Genomic DNA, 17,701 nt, shown 5'->3' with positions numbered 1-17,701 from the left:
GGTCGCACGCTCCCCGGACGCAGGTAGGTTGGCGCCATGGCTCGCACCCCCGATCCCCGCACCGCACCCCCGATCCGCTGGGGCATCCTCGGCGCCGGCGGCATCGCCTCGACGTTCGCGTCCGCCGTCACCCAGCACACGCGCGCGCAGCTCGTCGCCGTGGGCTCCCGCAACCGCGACCGCGCCGAGCGGTTCGCCACGGCGCACGGCATCCCGACGACGCACGTCGGCTACCGCGAGCTCGTCGAGGACCCGCAGGTCGACGCCGTCTACGTCGCGACCCCGCACTCCGAGCACCGCGACCAGGCCCTCCTCGCGATCAAGGCCGGCAAGCACGTGCTCGTCGAGAAGGCCTTCACGCGCAACGAGGGCGAGGCGCGCGAGGTGTTCGACGCCGCACGCGAGGCCGGCGTGTTCGTCATGGAGGCCATGTGGACGCGGTTCCTGCCGCACGTCGACGCGCTGCACCAGGTCATCGACGCGGGCGAGGTGGGCGAGATCATCAACCTCAGCGCCGACCACGGCCAGCCCTTCGCGTACGACCCGAGGTCGCGCCTGTTCGACCCCGCGCTCGCGGGCGGCGCGCTGCTGGACCTCGGGGTGTACCCGGTGGCGTTCGCGCACGACTTCCTCGGCGTCCCTGACCGCGTGACCGCCGTGGGCACCCTGACCGACACGGGCGTCGACGGGCAGATCTCGATGGTGCTGTCCTACGGGCAGCGCACGCAGGCGACGCTGTCGACGACGCTGTGGGCCAAGACGCCGACGATCGCGACGATCTCCGGCACCGAGGGCCACATCGCGGTGGCCGGCAACTTCTACGGGCCGACCTCGTTCCGCGTGCAGCGCACCGACGGCCGGGTCTGGGAGTTCGACCACCCGGGCGCCAAGGGCCTGCAGTACGAGGCCGCCGAGGTCGCCCGCCGAGTCGCCGAGGGCGCGACCGAGAGCGAGCGGATGCCCTGGCAGGGCACGCTCGAGGTGCTGCACACCATGGACGAGATCCGCGCGCAGGTGGGTGTCGTCTACCCGGGTGAGTGAGGTGCCGGCCGGCGTGTCACCGGGCACGGATACCCTGGCGCACGTGACTCCACCCGGCCTGTTCGTCTCCCTCGAGGGCGGTGACGGCGCGGGCAAGTCCACGCAGGCCCGGTTGCTGCGCGACTGGCTCGTGGCGGCGGGCCGCGAGGTGGTCCTGACGCGCGAGCCGGGGGGCACCGAGCTCGGCCAGCTGCTGCGGGACGCGGTCCTGCACGGCGACCACGTCGACCCGCGCACCGAGGCGCTGCTGTACGCCACCGACCGCGCGCACCACGTCGCGTCGCTGGTCCGCCCGGCGCTCGCGCGCGGGGCGGTCGTCGTCACCGACCGCTACCTCGACTCGTCGGTCGCCTACCAGGGCAGCGGCAGGGACCTCGGGGCCGACGAGGTGGAGGCCCTGTCCCTGTGGGCCACGGACGGCCTGCTCCCCGCGCTCACCGTGCTGCTCGACCTCGACCCCGTGCTGGGCCAGGCGCGCCTGACGGGTGCGCCCGACCGGCTCGAGCGCGCGGGCGACGAGTTCCACCGGCGTACCCGTGCGGCCTTCCTGTCCCGTGCCGAGGCCGATCCCGGACGCTGGCTAGTGCTCGACGCGACCCTCGCCGCGGACGAGCTGGCCGCCGCGATCCGCGTGCGCGTCGAGGAGCTGGTCGCGTGAGCGTCTGGGACGAGGTGGTGGGGCAGGAGCCCACGGTCGAGGTGCTGCGGACCGCGGTCGCCGACCCGGCGGCCATGACGCACGCCTGGCTGCTGACCGGGCCCCCGGGTTCCGGGCGGTCCAACGCGGCGCGGGCGTTCGCCGCCGCGCTGCAGTGCGTCGACGGCGGCTGCGGGCACTGCCACGACTGCCTGACCACGCTGCACGGCGCCCATCCGGACGTCACGGTCGTCGCGACCGAGGGTGTGTTCATCCGGGCCGAGGTCGCTCGCCCGCTCGTCGAGCTCGCGCAGCGGTCGCCGTCGCAGGGCCGCTGGCGCGTGATCATCGTCGAGGACGCCGATCGGCTCAACGACACCAGCGGCAACGCGCTGCTCAAGGCCATCGAGGAGCCCGCGCCGCGCACGGTGTGGGTGCTGTGCGCGCCGAGCCCGCAGGACGTCCTGATCACGCTGCGCTCGCGCAGCCGGTCGGTCGCGCTCCGGGTGCCGCCGGTCGATGCGGTGGCCGCGCTGCTGGTCAGCAGGGACGGGATCGAGCCCGGGGTCGCGGCTGTGGCCGCGCGCGCCGCCCAGTCGCACGTCGGCATCGCCCGCCGGCTGGCCCGGGACCCGCAGGCGCGGGCTCGCCGCGACGCGGTGCTGTCCGTCGCGGCGCGGATCCGCGGCGTGGGCGACGCGGTGCTCGCGGCCGGGGACCTCGTCGCGACCGCGCAGGCCGACGCGAAGGCGGCGACCGAGGAGCGCGACGCCGACGAGCGGGCCTCGCTGCTCCGCTCGCTCGGCGCGGAGGGCGCCGCGACGCTGCCGCCCGCCATCCGCTCGCAGATCAAGACCCTCGAGGAGGAGCAGAAGCGCCGTGCCACCCGCGCGCAGCGTGACGTGCTCGACCGCGCGATGGTGGACCTGCTCTCGCTGTACCGCGACGTGCTCGTCGTCCAGCTCGGTGCCGAGGTGGAGCTCGTCAACGTCGAGCACGGCGACGACGTGCGGGCGCTGGCCTCGGCCAGCACCGCCGAGCAGACGCTGCGGCGGATGGACGCCGTCGGGCAGGCACGCACGCGGCTCGCCGGGAACGTGGCTCCGCTGCTCGCGGTCGAGGCCATGACGATCGCGCTGCGGCCGCAGGGCTGACATCGGCTGACATCGGCTGACCCGTCTTCCAGATTTGCCGATTACCCTCGTCGCATGCCGACAGCCCGCCTCCTGCGTCCCGTCGTCGTCCTGGTCGGCATCGCTGCCCTCGTCCTGTCCGGCTGCGCGCCCGACAAGAACCAGGTCACCGCGCCCACGTCGTCCGCGAGCGGTCCGTCGGCCGACGTCGACTACGGCGAGCTGAGCGACTTCTACGACCAGCAGCTCGACTGGAAGAAGTGCGACGCGGGCCAGTGCTCGACGCTGACCGTCCCGCTCGACTACGACGACCCGTCGGGCGAGACGATCGAGCTCGCGCTGGCGCGGCACGAGGCGGACGGCACCGCCGTCGGCTCGCTGCTCATCAACCCGGGCGGCCCCGGGGCATCGGGGGTCGACTTCCTCCAGTCGTTCCTCGGCGAGGCGACCTCCACGCTGAAGAAGAACTTCGACCTCGTCGGGTTCGACCCGCGCGGCATCCAGCGCTCGTCGCCGATCGAGTGCGTCGACGCCGCGGAGATGGACCGCATCACCGCGCTCGACCCCGACACCTCCACGGACGCCGGGCTGCAGGACATGATCGACGAGAGCGCGAAGTTCTCGAAGGAGTGCCTGAACCGCTCCGGCGCCGTGTTCGGCCACGTCGACACGATCAGCGCCGCCAAGGACCTCGACGTCATGCGGGCCGTGCTCGGCGACGACGTCCTGCACTACCTCGGGTTCTCCTACGGCACCAAGCTCGGCGCGACCTACGCGGCCCTCTTCCCGGACCGCGCGGGCCGGCTCGTGCTCGACGGCGCGCTCGACCCGACCCTCTCCGAGGGTGACATCGAGTCCGGTCAGGCGGCGGGCTTCGAGGGCGCGCTGCGCGCGTACGTCGCCGACTGCCTGCAGGGCAGCGGCTGCCCGCTGACGGGCTCGGTGGACGACGGCATGAAGCAGATCCGCGCCCTGCTCGACCGGGCGAGGACGAGCCCGCTGGACACGGGCACCGACCGCGAGCTGACCCAGGCGCTGGCGTTCTCCGGCATCGCGGTGACGCTCTACTCGCAGAGCTTCTGGTCGGCGCTGACCCAGGGCCTGACCGCCGCGATCCGCCAGGGCGACGGCTCGATCCTGCTGTCGTTCTCCGACGTCTACTACGACCGCGCCGAGGACGGCACGTACTCGACGAACTCGACCGAGGCGTTCCGCGCGGTCAACTGCCTCGACGACCGCAGCTCGACGGACGTCGACGAGATGCGCGCCCAGGCCGCCGAGATCTTGAAGGTCGCCCCGACCGTGGGCTCGTTCTTCTCCTACGGCGGCACGTCGTGCGGCGACTGGTCCGTGCCCGAGGTCGGCGCGCTCGACGACTACAGCGCGCAGGGCGCCCCGCCGATCCTCGTCGTCGGCACGACCAACGACCCCGCGACGCCGTACAAGTGGGCGCAGTCGCTGGCCACGACCCTCTCGTCGGGCGTGCTGCTCACGTACGAGGGCGAGGGGCACACCGCCTACCGCGCGGAGAACTCGTGCATCGCGAAGGTGGTCGACGCGTACCTCGTCGAGGGGACCGTGCCCGACGACGGCACCCGCTGCTGAAAGGTTTCGCGCGGTGGTCCGCCGGGTGATCGCCACCTAGCGTCCCTCCTGGCTCACCCGACATCGTCGTCGGGCCGCACTGCCAGGAGGCACGCCATGACCCGTCCCCGCACCGCGCTCCCGTGGCTGATGGCCGCGACGCTGGCCGCCGGCGCTGCCGTCGCCCTCGCGCAACCGGCCGCGGCGGCCCCCGGGTGCCGCGTCGACTACACCGTGACCAGCTCGTGGGGCGGCGGCTTCGGGGCGGACGTCAAGGTCACCAACCTCGGCGACGCCGTGACGGGCTGGACGCTGACCTGGGCGTTCGGTGCCGGCCAGAGCGTCACGCAGGCGTGGAACGCGACGACGACGCAGAGCGGGGCGGTCGTCACCGCGAGGAACGTGTCGTACAACGGCGGCCTCGCGACCGGGGCCAGCACGTCGTTCGGGTTCAACGGGTCGTGGTCGGGCAGCAACCCGGTGCCGTCGTCGTTCGCGCTCAACGGGACGACCTGCACGGGCGGGACCGCCCCGACCCCCACGCCCACCCCGACGCCCACGCCCACCCCCACTCCCACCCCCACGCCCACCGCCACGACGCCGCCCGCCGCGGGCGCGTGGCAGGCGGAGAAGCTCGACCGCGGCCTCATCAGCGTCCGCTCCGGCAGTGGCAACCTGGTGCAGTGGCGGCTGCTCGGCACCGAGGCCGCGACCACCGGGTTCAACGTCTACCGCTCCGGCACCAAGATCGCGGGCCCGATCACGGCGTCGACGAACTACCTCGACGCCGGTGCCGCGGCCAGCGCCACGTACACGGTCCGGGCCGTCGTGAACGGCGTGGAGCAGGCCGCGTCGGAGACGTCGCTGACCTTCGGCAGCGGCTACCTCGACGTGCCCATCTCGAAGCCGGGCGCGGACTACACCGCGAACGACGGCAGCGTCGGGGACGTCGACGGCGACGGCCGGCTCGAGGTCGTCCTCAAGTGGGACCCGACCAACGCGAAGGACAACTCGCAGTCCGGGGTGACGGGCAACGTCTACCTCGACGCGTACGAGCTGGACGGCACGCGGCTGTGGCGCATCGACCTGGGCCGCAACATCCGGGCCGGCGCGCACTACACGCAGTTCCAGGTCTACGACTACGACGGCGACGGCAGGGCCGAGGTCGCCGTGAAGACGGCGGACGGGACGCGCTCCGGCACGGGACAGGTGATCGGCGACGCGAACGCCGACCACCGCAACGCGTCGGGCTACGTGCTGAGCGGGCCGGAGTACTTCACGGTCTTCAACGGCCGCACGGGTGCGATCCTGGCCACGACGAGCTTCGTCCCGCCGCGCGGCACGGTGTCCAGCTGGGGCGACAGCTACGGCAACCGCGTGGACCGGTTCCTCGCGGGCACCGCCTACCTCGATGGCAAGCGCCCGTCGATCATCATGGCGCGCGGCTACTACACGCGGGCTGTCGTCACCGCGTGGGACTACCGCGACGGCAAGCTCACCCAGCGGTGGTCGTTCGACTCCAACGCCTCGGGGAACAGCACCTACGCAGGCCAGGGCAACCACGCGCTCGTCACGGCCGACGTCGACCAGGACGGCAAGCAGGAGATCGTCTACGGAGCGGCCGCGATCGACGACGACGGCAGGCCGCTGTGGAACACCCGGACGGGGCACGGCGACGCCGCCCACCTCGGCGACCTGATCCCGAGCCGCCCTGGCCTGGAGTACTTCAAGGTGACGGAGGACGCGAGCCAGCCCGACTCGTGGATGGCGGACGCGAGGACGGGCCAGATCCTGTGGAAGACCGCGGCCACCGGTGACAACGGACGCGGCGTCTCCGACGACGTCTACCCCGGGAGCCCGGGGGCGGAGTCCTGGTCGTCGAGCGACTCCCAGCTGCGCGACACCACTGGCGCCGCGATCGGTCGCAAGCCGAGCTCGACGAACTTCCTGGCCTACTGGGACGCCGACACGTCGCGCGAGCTGCTCGACGGCACGCGCATCGACAAGTACGGCACCGGCGGCGACACCCGCCTGCTGACCGCGTCGGGGGTGCACTCGAACAACTCGACGAAGGCGACCCCCGTGCTCTCGGGCGACCTGTTCGGCGACTGGCGCGAGGAGGTCGTCTGGGCGACCTCCGACGACTCGGCGCTGCGGATCTACGCGACGCCGATCGCCACCACGACGCGCGTGTGGACCCTCCTGCACGACCAGCAGTACCGGACCGCCATCGCCTGGCAGAACACCGCGTACAACCAGCCGCCGCACCCCGGGTTCTTCCTCGGGACGCCGTTCGCGCTGCCGGCCAAGCCGAACGTCTACACGCCCTGACGCTCGCTTTGGAGTGCCGGGGGTCGGCCAGGTACAGTAAGCGGGCTCGCCGAGGTCCACGGATCCCGACGATGCCGCCTTAGCTCAGTCGGCAGAGCGTCTCACTCGTAATGAGAAGGTCAAGAGTTCGATTCTCTTAGGCGGCTCCACCACGAAGGCCCCGTACCAGCAGCAACGCTGGTGCGGGGCCTTCGTCGACACCGAGAATGACCCGCGGATGCGACCGGTCACCAGGCGCCGCTACCGGTCGGAGCGTGCGTCCGGCCGCTCGAGGTAGGCCCACAGGTTGTCCACGCAGACCAGCCGCCACCCGTCCGCGGCGTGCTCACCCAAGGTCGCGGCGACGGTCTGCGCGAACACCAAGTCGTCGTCGTGCGCGGCGAGCTTGACGACCGTGTACTCGACCACGAGCGGCGTCGCGACGGGCTCCGGGACCAGCAGCGGGGTGAGCTGGTCCGCGACGGAGACCAGCGACGCGAAGATCTGGACCGCCGAGCGCGTGCCCGCGAGTGCCGGGTCGAACCCGGTCAGCAGGGTGGTGTCGTCGTCCGCGTCCCGGACGGTCCACTCACCAGCGAGCGCGCCGGTGGCGTCACCCGCGAAGGTCACCAGGACGTCGACGTCCGCGATCGTCGTGGTGAACGCGCGACCGCCCTGGACGGCCTCGGCGGGCTTCCACGCGGGTGTGCTGGCCAAAGGGTGCTCCCACGGTTCGTGGTCAGTCGTCGATGTCCTCCGAGCCTAGGCGAGCGAGATCCGCCACGCGGTCGCGCATGGCCTGCACCTGCTCCGCCGGGTGCCCCACCCAGCCCTCGACCTCGCCGACGACCCGCACGGGAGCCTTCGAGCGGTAGGACCGCGTCGGGTTGCCCGGGAACTTCTTGTCGGTCACGTTGGGGTCGTCCTCGAGGGGGCCGGTGGGCTCGACGACGTAGATCCGCCCCCGGCCCTCGCCCTGGGCGAGCTCGGCCCCCCAGGAGGCGGCGTCGAGCGTCATGGTCACGTACACGTGCCCGGCGGTGCGCCCACCGCCGAAGTTGGAGCGTCGGCCGGGCACGAGCAGGTCGCCGACGCTGAGGTCGGCCTTCGTCCCGTGGAAGTACGCACCCGACTCGTGCACCTCGAACGGCGTCGGTCCCTCGCTCATACGTCCCCCCGTGCGTCGCCGTCGTTCCTCTGCCATCCTCCCGCGAACCGTGCCCCGCTCGCAGTCGCCGTGGCCCGCAGAACCGACGAGCCGGCTCTGCGGGGGAGGATGAGCGCGTGCCGTCCTACCGAGTCCGTGCTGCCGTCGGGCTGCTGCAGCCGGGCACCGACCCGGCCGACGTGCTGCCCGAGGCGGTCGCGGTCGCGCAGGAGCGAGTGGTCGTGGAGGCGTTCGACCTCGGCGTCGTGCGCGGCGAGGCGCGCGTGACGATCCGGTTCGACGCGCCCGACGACCCCACGGCCCGCCAGGTCGGCTGGGCGGTGCTCGCGCGGCTCGACGAGCTCGCCGACATCAGCGGCCGCAGCGTCACCCGTCGCTTCGGCGCCCGTTGGTACGCCCTGCGCCACTGACCCGACGGGGCTACAGCAGCGGCGCGCCCTGGCCGACGATGACGAGGTCTTCGACCGGCGTGGTCGTGAAGCGGTGGCCGACGACGAGCGTCGCGACACCGATCTCGCCGGCCTCGACCAGGACCGCCGGGGGCGCGTCGGCCACGTGGCCCTCGTCGTCCAGGCCCGCGACCCAGATCACCGCGGCACGGTCGGCGCCCGACGCGGTCACCGCGGCGCGGGCGGCCGGCAGGTCGGCGACCGGGCGCAGGATGCCGTCGGTCTCGAGCGCGTAGAAGGCGAGGCGCGTCGGGTCGGCGCTCGCGCACGCGACCTCGAGCGCGCGGTCGAGCGACCGGAGCGCGAGGATCTGCACGGGCACGGAGGGGGGCACCGGCAGGTCGGCGGGGATGCGCGGTCGGGGGATGCGCGACGCGCGGCGGCTCGGCATCGCGGTGCTCTGCGGCGCGTGCACCGGCAGCGGCGCGGGGCCGGCGTCGGGAGCGGAGGCGACGCCGGCAGGCGCGTCGGCGACGGACCCGGCCAGGTGCTGCGCGGCGGCGGAGACGTAGCCCGGTACCCAGTCGCGCGTCCCGGCCGCCCAGCGCGAGCGCACGTCGTCGAGCGGCACGACGGCGGCGCTGCCCTCGGCGGCAAGCAGGGCGGGGCCGGGTCGCTCGGCGGAGGTGCGCAGCACCCAGTGGGCACCGGGCGCCGCGGCACGGACCAGGTCGCCGATGCCGACGCCGAACGCCGCGAGCATCCCGTCGGGCAGCTCGCCCGCGCCGGCGGACTGCCAGCGGGAGAGCTGTGCGTCGACCAGGGCGCCGAGCGCGCGGGGGTCCGTGACGTCGACGCGGCTGGCGGTCAGGAAGTCACGGAGTCGGTCGAGGTGTGCCTCCTCGGACGCTGCGAGGGGGCGCATTCCCACGACGACGGGAGCGGGCACCATGGACTAAGGATCGGCGTCCTGGACGCCGGTCTTGAGCGGCGCGCCGGTGGTTCCACCGGACGGGCGATGGCGCAGCGTCTGACCTGCGCCGCAGCGCGGAACTCACTCGGTCGGTCGGACCGCCGCGGCCGTGCGGGGGATCGTGGCGAAGGCGACGAGGGCGCCCGAGACGAGCAGCCCGGCGCACACGATCATCGCCGTGCGGTGGGCCGGGGCGAGCGTCACCGGGTCGGTCAGCGAGGAGCCGACGCCCGCGGCGAGCGGCAGGACCGCGATCGCCAGCAGGCTGGCGATGCGCGCGACGGCGTTGTTGACGCCGCTGGCCACGCCCGCCAGGTGGTCGGGCGCGGCGGCCAGGGCCGTGGTGGTCAGCGGCGCCACGGTGAACGAGAGCCCGAGCCCGAACAGCGCGACGCCGGGCAGCACCGCGGTCAGGTAGGGCGCCGACGTGGAGATGCCGGCGAGCAGCACCGCTCCGACCCCGCAGATCACGGGCCCGACGGTCATCGGCAGCCGGGGCCCGAGCCGTACCCCCAGTGCCCCCATCCGTGGCGAGAGCAGCCACATGAGGACCGTCACGGGCAGCGGCGCGAGCCCGGCGGCGAGCGGCGAGTAGCCGGCGACCACCTGCAGCGTCACGACGAGGAAGAAGAACAGCCCGGACACCGCGGCGTAGATGAGCAGCGTCGCCCCGTTGACCCCGGCGAACGGGCGCCAGCGGAACAGCGCGGGCGGGAGCAGCGGCGCGGGGTGGTGGTCCTCGACGACGACGAACGCCGCCAGCGCGAGCAGGCCGCCGACGAGGGTGACGACGACGACCGCGTCCGCCGAGCCGTGGTCGGTCCACGCTGTGAACCCGTAGGTCAGCCCGGCGAGCCCCAGCGCCCCCAGCACCGTCCCGCCGATGTCGAGCCGCCTGACCGCGGTCGGGTCCATCGACTCCGGCACGTGGCGCACCGCGACGACCACGACGAGCAGCACGAGGGGGACGTTGATCGCGAAGATCCACCGCCACGACGCGAGCTCGACGATCCAGCCGCCCAGGAACGGAGCGATGGCGCCGGCGACGCCGGACAACCCGGACCACGCGCCGATGGCCCGGGCCCGGTCCTCGCCGACGAACGTCGACTGGATGATCGCGAGCGATCCGGGCGTGAGCAGCGCGCCGCCGACGCCCTGCAGCACGCGCGCGGCGATCAGCGCACCGATCCCGGGCGCCACCGCGCAGAGCACCGACGCGACGCCGAACCACACGACGCCCACCAGGAAGACCCGTCGCCGCCCGAACCGGTCGCCGAGCGACCCGCCGAGCAGCAGGAAGGCGGCCAGGGTCAGGGCGTACCCGTTGACCGTCCACTGCAGGTCGCCGGTCGACGCGTCCAGGTCCTCGGCGATGCGCGGCAGCGCGATCGTGACGACGGTCGCGTCGATGAACGCGATCGCCGAGCCGAGCACGGTGGCCAGCAGCACCCAGCGCCCCCGGGCGGAGGCGTAGGCCGGCGCCTCAGCGGGGTCGGTCACGGTCCTTGCTCGGCTGGACCCGCTTGGGCTCGCCCGGCATCTTCGGGTACTCCGGCGGGTAGGGCAGGTCGCCGTGACCGTCGTCCGTCTCCTGCCGGTCGGCGAGCTCGAGCGCGGACTCCAGCGAGCAGCGCGGGGCGGCGTGCGCGACCAGCGGGGCGAACAGGTCGCCCACCGCGGCGAACCGGGCCGGCATGGACAGCACGTCGAAGTCGTCCGGGTGGACGTCCGCGACCTCGTCCCAGGTCAGGGGCGCGGAGACGGTCGCTCGGGGGTTGGAGCGGATGGAGTACGCCGAGGCGATCGTCCGGTCGCGCGCCATCTGGTTGTAGTCGACGAAGATCTTGACCCCCCGCTCCTCCTTCCACCACTTCATCGTGACCTCGTCGGGCATCCGCCGCTCCAGCTCGCGGCCGAGCGCGATGGTGGCGCGGCGCGCGTCGACGAACGACCAGCGTGGCTCGATGGGGACGAAGATGTGGATCCCGCGCCCGCCCGACGTCTTGGGCGTCCCTTCCATGCCGTGCTCCGCGAGCAGCTCGCGCACGTGCGGCGCGACGCGCGCGGCGTCGGAGAAGTCCGTACCGGGCTGCGGGTCGAGGTCGATGCGCAGCTGGTCGGGGGAGTCGACGTCGTCCGACGTCACGGGCCACGGGTGGAAGGTGAGGGTGCCGAGGTTGGCGGCCCACGCGACGACGGCGACCTCGCTGGGCGCCACCTCGTCGGCCGTGCGGCCGCTCGGGAACCCGATGCGCGCGGTCTTCACGTAGTCCGGAGCGCCCGCGGGGACGCGCTTCTGGTAGAACGCGTCGCCCGACGAGTCCATCCGGGTGGCCAGCTTCGCGCCCTCGAACACGCCCTTGGGCCACCGCTCGAGCGTCGTCGGCCGGTCCAGCAGCGCACCGAGGATCCCGTCGCCCACGCTGAGGAAGTACTCGACGACCTGCAGCTTGGTGATCCCGCGCTCGGGGAAGTAGACCTTGTCCGGGCTGCTCACGCGCACGGTCCGGCCGTTCACGTCCAGCTCCACCGCGGGCGTCTTCGTCGGCATGGTGCCCACCGTAGGCCCACGGACCGACACGGTCACGAGCTGCCGATGAGTCCTCGCTGGTGGGCGATCGAGACGGCCTCCGCGCGCCCCGACGCGCCGAGCTTCGCGAGCAGGTTCGAGACGTGCACCGAGACGGTCTTGCCGGAGATGAACAGCTTGTCGCCGATCTGCCGGTTGGACAGTCCCTGCGCGACGAGCGTGAGCACCTCGGCCTCGCGGGAGGTCAGCACGTCGGTCCCCGACTCGCGCATGCCCGCGAGCGAGAGCCGCCCGCGCCGCGACAGTCCCCGGAGCGCGGCCTCGAGCGGCGCGGCGCCCATCGCGGACGCGTCCTCCAGTGCCGCCGCCGCGTGCGACCGTGCGGCGTCCCGGTCGCCCTGCTCGAGCAGGGCCTCCGCGAGCCGGTAGCGCGTGCGCGCCACCTCGTACCGGTAGCCGTAGTCGAACTCGTGGAGCGTCGCCGTCCACAGGGCCGGGTCGTTGCCCGCCGGGCCGAGCAGCCGCCCGTGCTCCGCGTGCGCGCGGGCCAGCCAGGCCCGCCCCTCGGGCCCGAGCGTCCCGCCGCGCGGCCGCCCCCGCTCGGCGGTCTCCTGCGCGCGCTCGAGCAGCGCCGTGCCGAGCGTGACCCGCGCGGAGGCGTCCCGGCCCTGCAGCCGGTCCTCGGCCGCGGCCTCCGCGAGCGCGGCGATGCCGAGGGCCGAGAGCCAGATGCCCCCGAGGAAGTAGTCGTCCCACGCGCGGTTGAGGAACTCGATGACCCGCACCGCGAGGGCCGCGGCGTCCTCGTGGTCGCCGCGCCAGGTCAGCGCGTCGACAGCGCAGCCGCCCGCGACGAGCGCGTGGAAGCCGTCCCGGGCCCACAGCGGCTCGAGCGCGGCCGCGCGCGCCACCACGTCCTCGTCGCCGCGTGCCGTCGCCGCGTACAGGTCGACCGCGGCCAGCGGACCGGTCCGGTCGTCGGGCGCGTCCGTCACCGGCGGCGCTGCGGACAGGTCGCCGCGCGTGTAGTCGATGAGCCGGACGGTCAGGGCCAGCTCCAGACCGTAGGAGCTGTTGCCCATGCCGACCGCTCGCGCGCGTTCCAGGCCGGCCTCCGCGAGCGTCTGCGCGGCCTCGAGGTGGCCGGAGTAGAAGCGGTTGAGCGCGAGGTTGTAGGTGGTGCGCAGCTCGGTGTCGAGGTCGCACGCCTCGCGGGCGCGCTCCAGCGCTGCCGCGAGCAGGGTGGCGGCACGGTCGGCGTCGTCGACCACGAGCACCGCGAGCGTCGTCAGCGCGTCGGACTCGGCGTCGCCCGCCCCCACGGCCCGCGCGACCTCGACGGCCTGCTCGCCGGCGGTCACGGCCGGCTCGTCCTGGTCGACGTTGAGCGCGCACCGGGCGTAGGTCGCCAGGGCCCACGCCCGCGCCGCGGACGGCTCCTCGCCCACGTCGTGCAGGGCGCGCTCCGCCTCGCCGAGCGCGTCCTCGAGCCGCTCGGCCGCGAGCAGGTGCCGGGCGAGCCGCGTCCGCAGCCCCGCCTGGCGGCCGGGGTCGTCCGCGGTGTCCTCGACGGCGGCGCGGGCCAGCTGGACGCAGCGGTCGAACAGGCCCGCCGCGCTCGCTGCGGACGCCGCCGCGGACAGCACGTCGGCGTGGTCCTCGTCGTCCGCCGTGGCGTCCTGACCGACGGACTGCCACAGCCTCAGGACGACCTCGAGGTGGCGCAGCTCCTCGGCAGGGGCGAGCACCTCGTGCGCCTGGTGGGCCGCCTCCCGGGACGCGGCCCACGCGACCGGGAGGTCGGGGGCGCGCAGCGCGTGCGAGGCCAGCTGGGACGACGGCCCGAGCGTCGGGTCCGCCTGCAGCGCGCGCAGGTAGGCGCGGTGCAGCGACGAGATCTCGCCGGGCAGGAGGTCGGCGGCGACGGCCTCGGCGAGCAGCGCGTGCCGGAAGGCCAGGTGGTCGTCGTCCTCGACGCCCAGCACGTGGTGCGCGACGGCTTCGCGCAGTGCGGCGTCGAAGCCGACGAACGCGTCCCCCACCGCCGCGCGCAGGAGCCGCTCGTCGACCCGACGCCCGGCGACCGACGCGACGCGCACGAGCTGCTGCACCTCGGGGTCCAGGCCCTCGAGGCGCGCGCGCAGCACCTCCGCGAGCGACCAGGGCAGCTCGTCGGCGTCCGTGCCGGCCTCGAGGAGCTCCTGCGCGAAGTAGGCGTTGCCCTCGGACCGGTCGACGACGCGGCGCAGCGCCTGCTCGGGCACGGAGGCACCGGTCACGGCGACGGTGAACTCGCGCAGCTCGTCGGGCGTGAACGGGCGCAGGTCGAGCCGCTGCACCCGCGGGTGACGCGCGAGCTCGGCAGCGACCGGTCGCCACGGGTGGCGCCGGTGCAGGTCGTCGGTGCGGTAGCTCGCGACGAGCAGCAGGTGCTGGTCCCGCAGCCGCGAGACGAGGAAGCGCAGCACGTCCCGGCTCGAGGAGTCCGCCCAGTGCACGTCCTCGACCACCAGCAGCAGCGGGTGCCCGGCCGTCCCGACGGCACCCAGCACCTCGACGAGCCCCTCGAACAGCTGCAGCCGGTTCGCCGAGCCGTCGGCCGCCGCGGGCTGCCCGGGCATCAGGCGCGCGAGCGCGGGGCGGGCCGCGACGATCTCGTCGACCACCTCCGGCGCCAGGACCCTCAGCTGGGCGAGCGTCTCCGCGAACGGCAGGTACGGCAGGCCCACGTCACCCAGGTCCACGCAGTGCGTGACCACGACGTGCGCCCCTGCGGCCGTCGCCTGCGCCGCGACGTGCTGGACCAGCCGCGTCTTGCCGACCCCGGCGTCGGCCGCGAGGAGCACCGCACCGGCCACGCCGCTGCCCGCCCGGCCGAGGGCCTCGTCGAGCAGGGCCACCTCGTCCGCGCGGGCGACGAAGGGTGCGTTCATCGGGCCACGTGCCATGCCCCCGATCCTCGCAGCAGCCACCGACGCGCGGCAGCCGCCGACGCGTGGCGGTGCCCGTCGGGGTGCTTGGCCTGGCGTCGGGCGCCCCTGCGTGCTCGGGTGTCGGCCAGGTCGGCGCGCAGGGTCTCGCGTCGGTAGGCCAGCTCGGCGTCGAGCCCGGGTCCCCAGATCTCGCTCATCACTGTCTCCTCTGCTCGGCGGGGGAGGGCTCCCCCGGCGTCGGTGACGACTTTTCCTCTGAGGTGACGTGCCCCGGATCCGTCGTTCGACGGGTTGTGGCGACCGATCCCGCCTGAGGCGGTCTGAGGTGCCTCAGACGGGTGAGGTCGCGTGCGTGTCGTGGCTCCCACCCGGCGGATCGCCGGTTGGTCGGGCACCCTGGTCAGGTGGGCGACGTCAGAGATCTGCGCAGCGCGCCGAGCGCGCGCCGCGCCGAGCAGGAGGCTGCCCGGTTCGACGAGGAGCTCGTCGTGACGGCCGAGCCGCGTGCACCGCGCGCCGTCCGGCACTGGGTGATGAGGACGATCGCCGAGCTCGGGGTGACCGGCGCGACCAACCAGGTCGTCGAGCTGCTGACCGCCGAGATCGTCTCGAACGCCGTCGTGCACGGCCCCACCGGTGGGCAGGTGCGGGTGAGGCTGCGCGTCGCCGGCCCCTACGTGCGCGTCGAGGTGATCGACACCGGCCACGGTGCGCCCACCGTCCGCCACCCCGAGCCCACCGCCCCCAGCGGGCGTGGCCTGGCCCTCGTGGAGGCCCTCGCCGAGTCCTGGGGCACCCGGCCGCGGGACGGCGGGACGTCCGTCTGGTTCCAGGTGGACACCGAGGCCTGACCGCTCTGGCCTGGACATTCGGCCCGATTCGCGTAGTTTCGGCTCGGGACGTGGCGTGAGCTGAGGAGTGGATCGGGATGGCCGAGGACGAGCAGGGCGTGGCGACGAAGACGCGCGACCCGGAGATCAGCGCCGAGGTGCGCGAGGACGGGACCGGCGAGATCTCGGTCGACGGCGTCGTCGAGCGGGTCGAGCGCGAGAGCCTCCAGGAGGCCGGCGCGGCCATCACGAGCCGCATCGCCGAGCTCGCCGAGGGTCTGGGTCACCCGGTCCCGGTGCAGGTGCGGGACCCCGAGGGGGTCTGGTCGCTGCTGATACACCCGGACGGCTCGGTCGACGAGGCCCCGAAGGACGGCGCGCCCGACGAGCCCGCCCCGGCCCCCGCCGCCACCGCGCCGGAGACCACCCCCGAGACCACCCCCGAGGCCGCCAGGCCGGACCCGCTCGCCGCGACGAGCCCCCCGTCCGGCCTCATCGCCGCATCCGCCCCCGCGCGTGACCGCTCCTCGACGACGCTCCCGACCCTCGACGACCTGCTCGCCGCCCGGCACCCGGTCACGCCCGGCCCCGCCGAGCGTGGCGTCCGGGTGGGGATCCGGCGGGTGACCTTCGGAGCCGTCTCGCCCGGCCCGGGCCGCAAGGAGCAGCGCCGGCGCGTGCAGCAGGCGGCCGTGCGCCGCGGCTTCGACGGCCCCAAGACGATCGTCGTCATCAACCCCAAGGGCGGGGCGCACAAGACGACCGCGACGATGATGCTCGCGGCCACGTTCGGGCTCGAGCGCGGCGGCTACACGCTCGCGTGGGACAACAACGAGACCCGCGGCACGCTCGGCTGGCGCTCCGCCCACACGGAGCACGCCCGCACCGCGGTGGACCTGCTGCACGCGCTGCCGACCCTGGGCGACGAGGGGACCGTCCGCGTCGGCGACCTCGACGCGTTCGTCCGCACCCAGTCCACGCAGCAGTTCGACGTGCTGGCCTCCGACGAGGACTCGGCGTCGGCCGCGTCGGTCGACGCCGCCTCGTTCACCGCGCTGCACGACGTGCTCTCCCGCTTCTACCGGGTGCTCGTCGTCGACACCGGCAACAACATGCGCGCCTCGAACTGGCAGGCCGCGGTCAAGGCGGCCGACCAGATCGTCGTCGTCTCGACCATCCGCGAGGACACCGCCCAGTCCGCCGCCTGGGCTCTCGACGCCCTGCGCTCGACGGGCCACGAGGACGCGGTCCGCCGGGCCGTCACCGTGCTGTCCGAGCCGGACCGCAAGGTCGACAAGGACCTGCGTCGCCGGCTGCGCAGCCACTTCGGGGCCCTGACCCGCGCGATCGTGGAGGTCCCGCACGACGCGGCCCTCGTCGCCGGTGGACCCATCGACTTCGAGAGCCTGCGCCCGGACACCCGGGACGCGTGGCTGCGGGCGACCGCCGTCGTCGCGGACGGCCTGTAGGAAGTCGCCTGCGCGCCTCGTGCAAGATCGGCGCTCGCCGTGACACAAAGCAGGTGGGGCGTCGTGTGTCGCCCGACCTGAGCAAGGGGGCGCTGTGGGTGTGCAGACGGACGAGCCGGTGGTGGCGGTGAGCGAGCAGGAGCCGGTGCCGACCCGCGGGGCACCGTGGTTCGAGCAGCTCGTGCGCGAGCACGCGACACCCGTGCACCGCTACCTGTCCCGCCGCGTCGCCACCGACGACGTCGAGGACCTCAGCGCCGACGTCCTGACCATCGCGTGGCGCCGCCGCGACGAGGTCCCCGAGGGCGCCGAGCTGCCCTGGCTCTACCGGACCGCCGGGTTCGTCGTCGCGAACCACCGCCGCAAGTCGCGTCCGGTCCCGGTCAGCGAGGTCCCCGAGCACCCGGACGACGACGACCCCGCGCTGCTCGCCGTCCGCGACGACGAGGCCCGCCGCGCGCTCGCCGCCCTCAGCGCTCGCGACCGGCAGATCATCCTGCTGCACGCCTGGGAGGGGCTTTCGGGCGACGGGCTCGCGGGGGTGCTCGGCATCAGCCGGGGCGGCGCGGACGCGGCCCTGAGCCGGGCGCGCTCGCGGCTCGCGGCGGCGTGGGCGGCACAGGACCCGGCGTAGGACTGCAAGGTCGTCGGCCGTGACGACATAGACGGGGTGGAAGCAGTTCCCGCCTCGCCACCCCGGAGCC

At 74.2% G+C, this 17,701-nt stretch carries 16 protein-coding genes and 1 tRNA gene; 10 read left to right on the top strand and 7 right to left on the bottom strand.

Features of this window, described 5'->3' with window-relative positions; genetic code table 11:
* The first annotated feature begins 36 nt into the window (after positions 1 to 36).
* The 6 genes from EDF34_RS11320 (at position 37) to EDF34_RS11295 (ending at position 6,875) form a co-directional block, all read left to right on the top strand.
* On the top strand, positions 37 to 1,041 hold the full coding sequence (locus EDF34_RS11320) for a Gfo/Idh/MocA family protein (RefSeq protein ID WP_123371599.1): 1,005 nt from the start codon (positions 37 to 39) through the stop codon (positions 1,039 to 1,041).
* 43 nt (positions 1,042 to 1,084) lie between these two features.
* A complete protein-coding gene (gene tmk / locus EDF34_RS11315; RefSeq protein ID WP_233575338.1) occupies positions 1,085 to 1,699 on the top strand; it encodes a dTMP kinase in 615 nt (204 codons plus the stop codon).
* Positions 1,696 to 2,832, top strand: a complete 1,137-nt coding sequence (locus tag EDF34_RS11310) for a DNA polymerase III subunit delta' (RefSeq protein ID WP_123371598.1) — start codon at positions 1,696 to 1,698, stop codon at positions 2,830 to 2,832. The genes tmk and EDF34_RS11310 overlap by 4 nt, the downstream gene beginning before the upstream one ends.
* 54 nt (positions 2,833 to 2,886) lie before the next feature.
* Positions 2,887 to 4,416, top strand: a complete 1,530-nt coding sequence (locus EDF34_RS11305) for an alpha/beta hydrolase (protein WP_123371597.1) — start codon at positions 2,887 to 2,889, stop codon at positions 4,414 to 4,416.
* A gap of 96 nt (positions 4,417 to 4,512) precedes the next feature.
* On the top strand, positions 4,513 to 6,726 hold the full coding sequence (locus tag EDF34_RS11300; RefSeq protein ID WP_123371596.1) for a cellulose binding domain-containing protein: 2,214 nt from the start codon (positions 4,513 to 4,515) through the stop codon (positions 6,724 to 6,726).
* A gap of 73 nt (positions 6,727 to 6,799) precedes the next feature.
* Positions 6,800 to 6,875: transfer RNA gene (locus EDF34_RS11295), tRNA-Thr, on the top strand.
* Positions 6,876 to 6,966: 91 nt separating this feature from the next.
* Here the strand turns inward: EDF34_RS11295 and EDF34_RS11290 are convergent.
* Both EDF34_RS11290 and arr read right to left on the bottom strand, forming a co-directional pair.
* Positions 6,967 to 7,422, bottom strand: coding sequence for a hypothetical protein (locus EDF34_RS11290; RefSeq protein WP_123371595.1), 456 nt, complete (start codon positions 7,420 to 7,422; stop codon positions 6,967 to 6,969).
* Between the two features lie 22 nt (positions 7,423 to 7,444).
* Positions 7,445 to 7,873, bottom strand: a complete 429-nt coding sequence (gene arr / locus EDF34_RS11285; RefSeq protein WP_123371594.1) for an NAD(+)--rifampin ADP-ribosyltransferase — start codon at positions 7,871 to 7,873, stop codon at positions 7,445 to 7,447.
* A 116-nt stretch (positions 7,874 to 7,989) separates the two neighbouring features.
* Here arr and EDF34_RS11280 point away from each other — a divergent pair, with 116 nt between their 5' ends.
* Positions 7,990 to 8,283 (top strand): hypothetical protein, encoded by a 294-nt coding sequence (locus tag EDF34_RS11280; protein ID WP_123371593.1) that lies wholly within the window; start codon positions 7,990 to 7,992, stop codon positions 8,281 to 8,283.
* Between the two features lie 10 nt (positions 8,284 to 8,293).
* Here the strand turns inward: EDF34_RS11280 and EDF34_RS11275 are convergent, their stop codons facing one another.
* From EDF34_RS11275 to EDF34_RS11255, 5 genes are all read right to left on the bottom strand, one after another.
* A complete protein-coding gene (locus tag EDF34_RS11275) occupies positions 8,294 to 9,214 on the bottom strand; it encodes a DUF3806 domain-containing protein (RefSeq protein WP_123371592.1) in 921 nt (306 codons plus the stop codon).
* Positions 9,215 to 9,316: 102 nt separating this feature from the next.
* The gene (locus EDF34_RS11270) at positions 9,317 to 10,735 is read right to left on the bottom strand and encodes an MFS transporter (protein ID WP_199737849.1); all 1,419 of its coding nucleotides are present in this window, start codon (positions 10,733 to 10,735) and stop codon (positions 9,317 to 9,319) included.
* Positions 10,719 to 11,786: a non-homologous end-joining DNA ligase gene (ligD, locus tag EDF34_RS11265; protein ID WP_123371908.1), complete on the bottom strand. Its 1,068-nt coding sequence runs from the start codon at positions 11,784 to 11,786 to the stop codon at positions 10,719 to 10,721. Before ligD ends, EDF34_RS11270 begins: the two co-directional genes overlap by 17 nt.
* Before the next feature lie 32 nt (positions 11,787 to 11,818).
* On the bottom strand, positions 11,819 to 14,698 hold the full coding sequence (locus tag EDF34_RS17985; RefSeq protein WP_123371591.1) for a helix-turn-helix transcriptional regulator: 2,880 nt from the start codon (positions 14,696 to 14,698) through the stop codon (positions 11,819 to 11,821).
* On the bottom strand, positions 14,695 to 14,895 hold the full coding sequence (locus EDF34_RS11255) for a hypothetical protein (RefSeq protein WP_123371590.1): 201 nt from the start codon (positions 14,893 to 14,895) through the stop codon (positions 14,695 to 14,697). Before EDF34_RS11255 ends, EDF34_RS17985 begins: the two co-directional genes overlap by 4 nt.
* A 207-nt stretch (positions 14,896 to 15,102) precedes the next feature.
* On the opposite strand from EDF34_RS11255, the gene EDF34_RS11250 reads away from it, so the two are divergent.
* The 3 genes from EDF34_RS11250 (at position 15,103) to EDF34_RS11240 (ending at position 17,631) form a co-directional block, all read left to right on the top strand.
* On the top strand, positions 15,103 to 15,549 hold the full coding sequence (locus EDF34_RS11250) for an ATP-binding protein (protein ID WP_123371589.1): 447 nt from the start codon (positions 15,103 to 15,105) through the stop codon (positions 15,547 to 15,549).
* Between the two features lie 77 nt (positions 15,550 to 15,626).
* The gene (locus EDF34_RS11245; protein WP_123371588.1) at positions 15,627 to 16,997 is read left to right on the top strand and encodes a chromosome partitioning protein; all 1,371 of its coding nucleotides are present in this window, start codon (positions 15,627 to 15,629) and stop codon (positions 16,995 to 16,997) included.
* 94 nt (positions 16,998 to 17,091) lie between these two features.
* Positions 17,092 to 17,631, top strand: a complete 540-nt coding sequence (locus EDF34_RS11240) for an RNA polymerase sigma factor (protein ID WP_370450057.1) — start codon at positions 17,092 to 17,094, stop codon at positions 17,629 to 17,631.
* Positions 17,632 to 17,701 lie beyond the last annotated feature (70 nt).

Origin of the sequence: Cellulomonas sp. PhB150 (assembly GCF_003755175.1) — a bacterium.
In the GTDB taxonomy this organism is placed as follows: domain Bacteria; phylum Actinomycetota; class Actinomycetes; order Actinomycetales; family Cellulomonadaceae; genus Cellulomonas.
Note: the sequence above shows the minus strand (reverse complement) of the source record. Positions and strands in the feature narration are given on the sequence as shown.

Coding starts and splice junctions, on each gene's coding strand:
- EDF34_RS11300 (WP_123371596.1), top strand. CDS start 4,513: ATGACCCGTCCCCGCACCGCGCTCCCGTGGCTGATGGCCGCGACGCTG.
- ligD (WP_123371908.1), bottom strand. CDS start 11,786: ATGCCGACGAAGACGCCCGCGGTGGAGCTGGACGTGAACGGCCGGACC.
- arr (WP_123371594.1), bottom strand. CDS start 7,873: ATGAGCGAGGGACCGACGCCGTTCGAGGTGCACGAGTCGGGTGCGTAC.
- EDF34_RS11275 (WP_123371592.1), bottom strand. CDS start 9,214: ATGGTGCCCGCTCCCGTCGTCGTGGGAATGCGCCCCCTCGCAGCGTCC.
- EDF34_RS17985 (WP_123371591.1), bottom strand. CDS start 14,698: ATGAACGCACCCTTCGTCGCCCGCGCGGACGAGGTGGCCCTGCTCGAC.
- EDF34_RS11255 (WP_123371590.1), bottom strand. CDS start 14,895: ATGAGCGAGATCTGGGGACCCGGGCTCGACGCCGAGCTGGCCTACCGA.
- EDF34_RS11305 (WP_123371597.1), top strand. CDS start 2,887: ATGCCGACAGCCCGCCTCCTGCGTCCCGTCGTCGTCCTGGTCGGCATC.
- EDF34_RS11245 (WP_123371588.1), top strand. CDS start 15,627: ATGGCCGAGGACGAGCAGGGCGTGGCGACGAAGACGCGCGACCCGGAG.
- EDF34_RS11320 (WP_123371599.1), top strand. CDS start 37: ATGGCTCGCACCCCCGATCCCCGCACCGCACCCCCGATCCGCTGGGGC.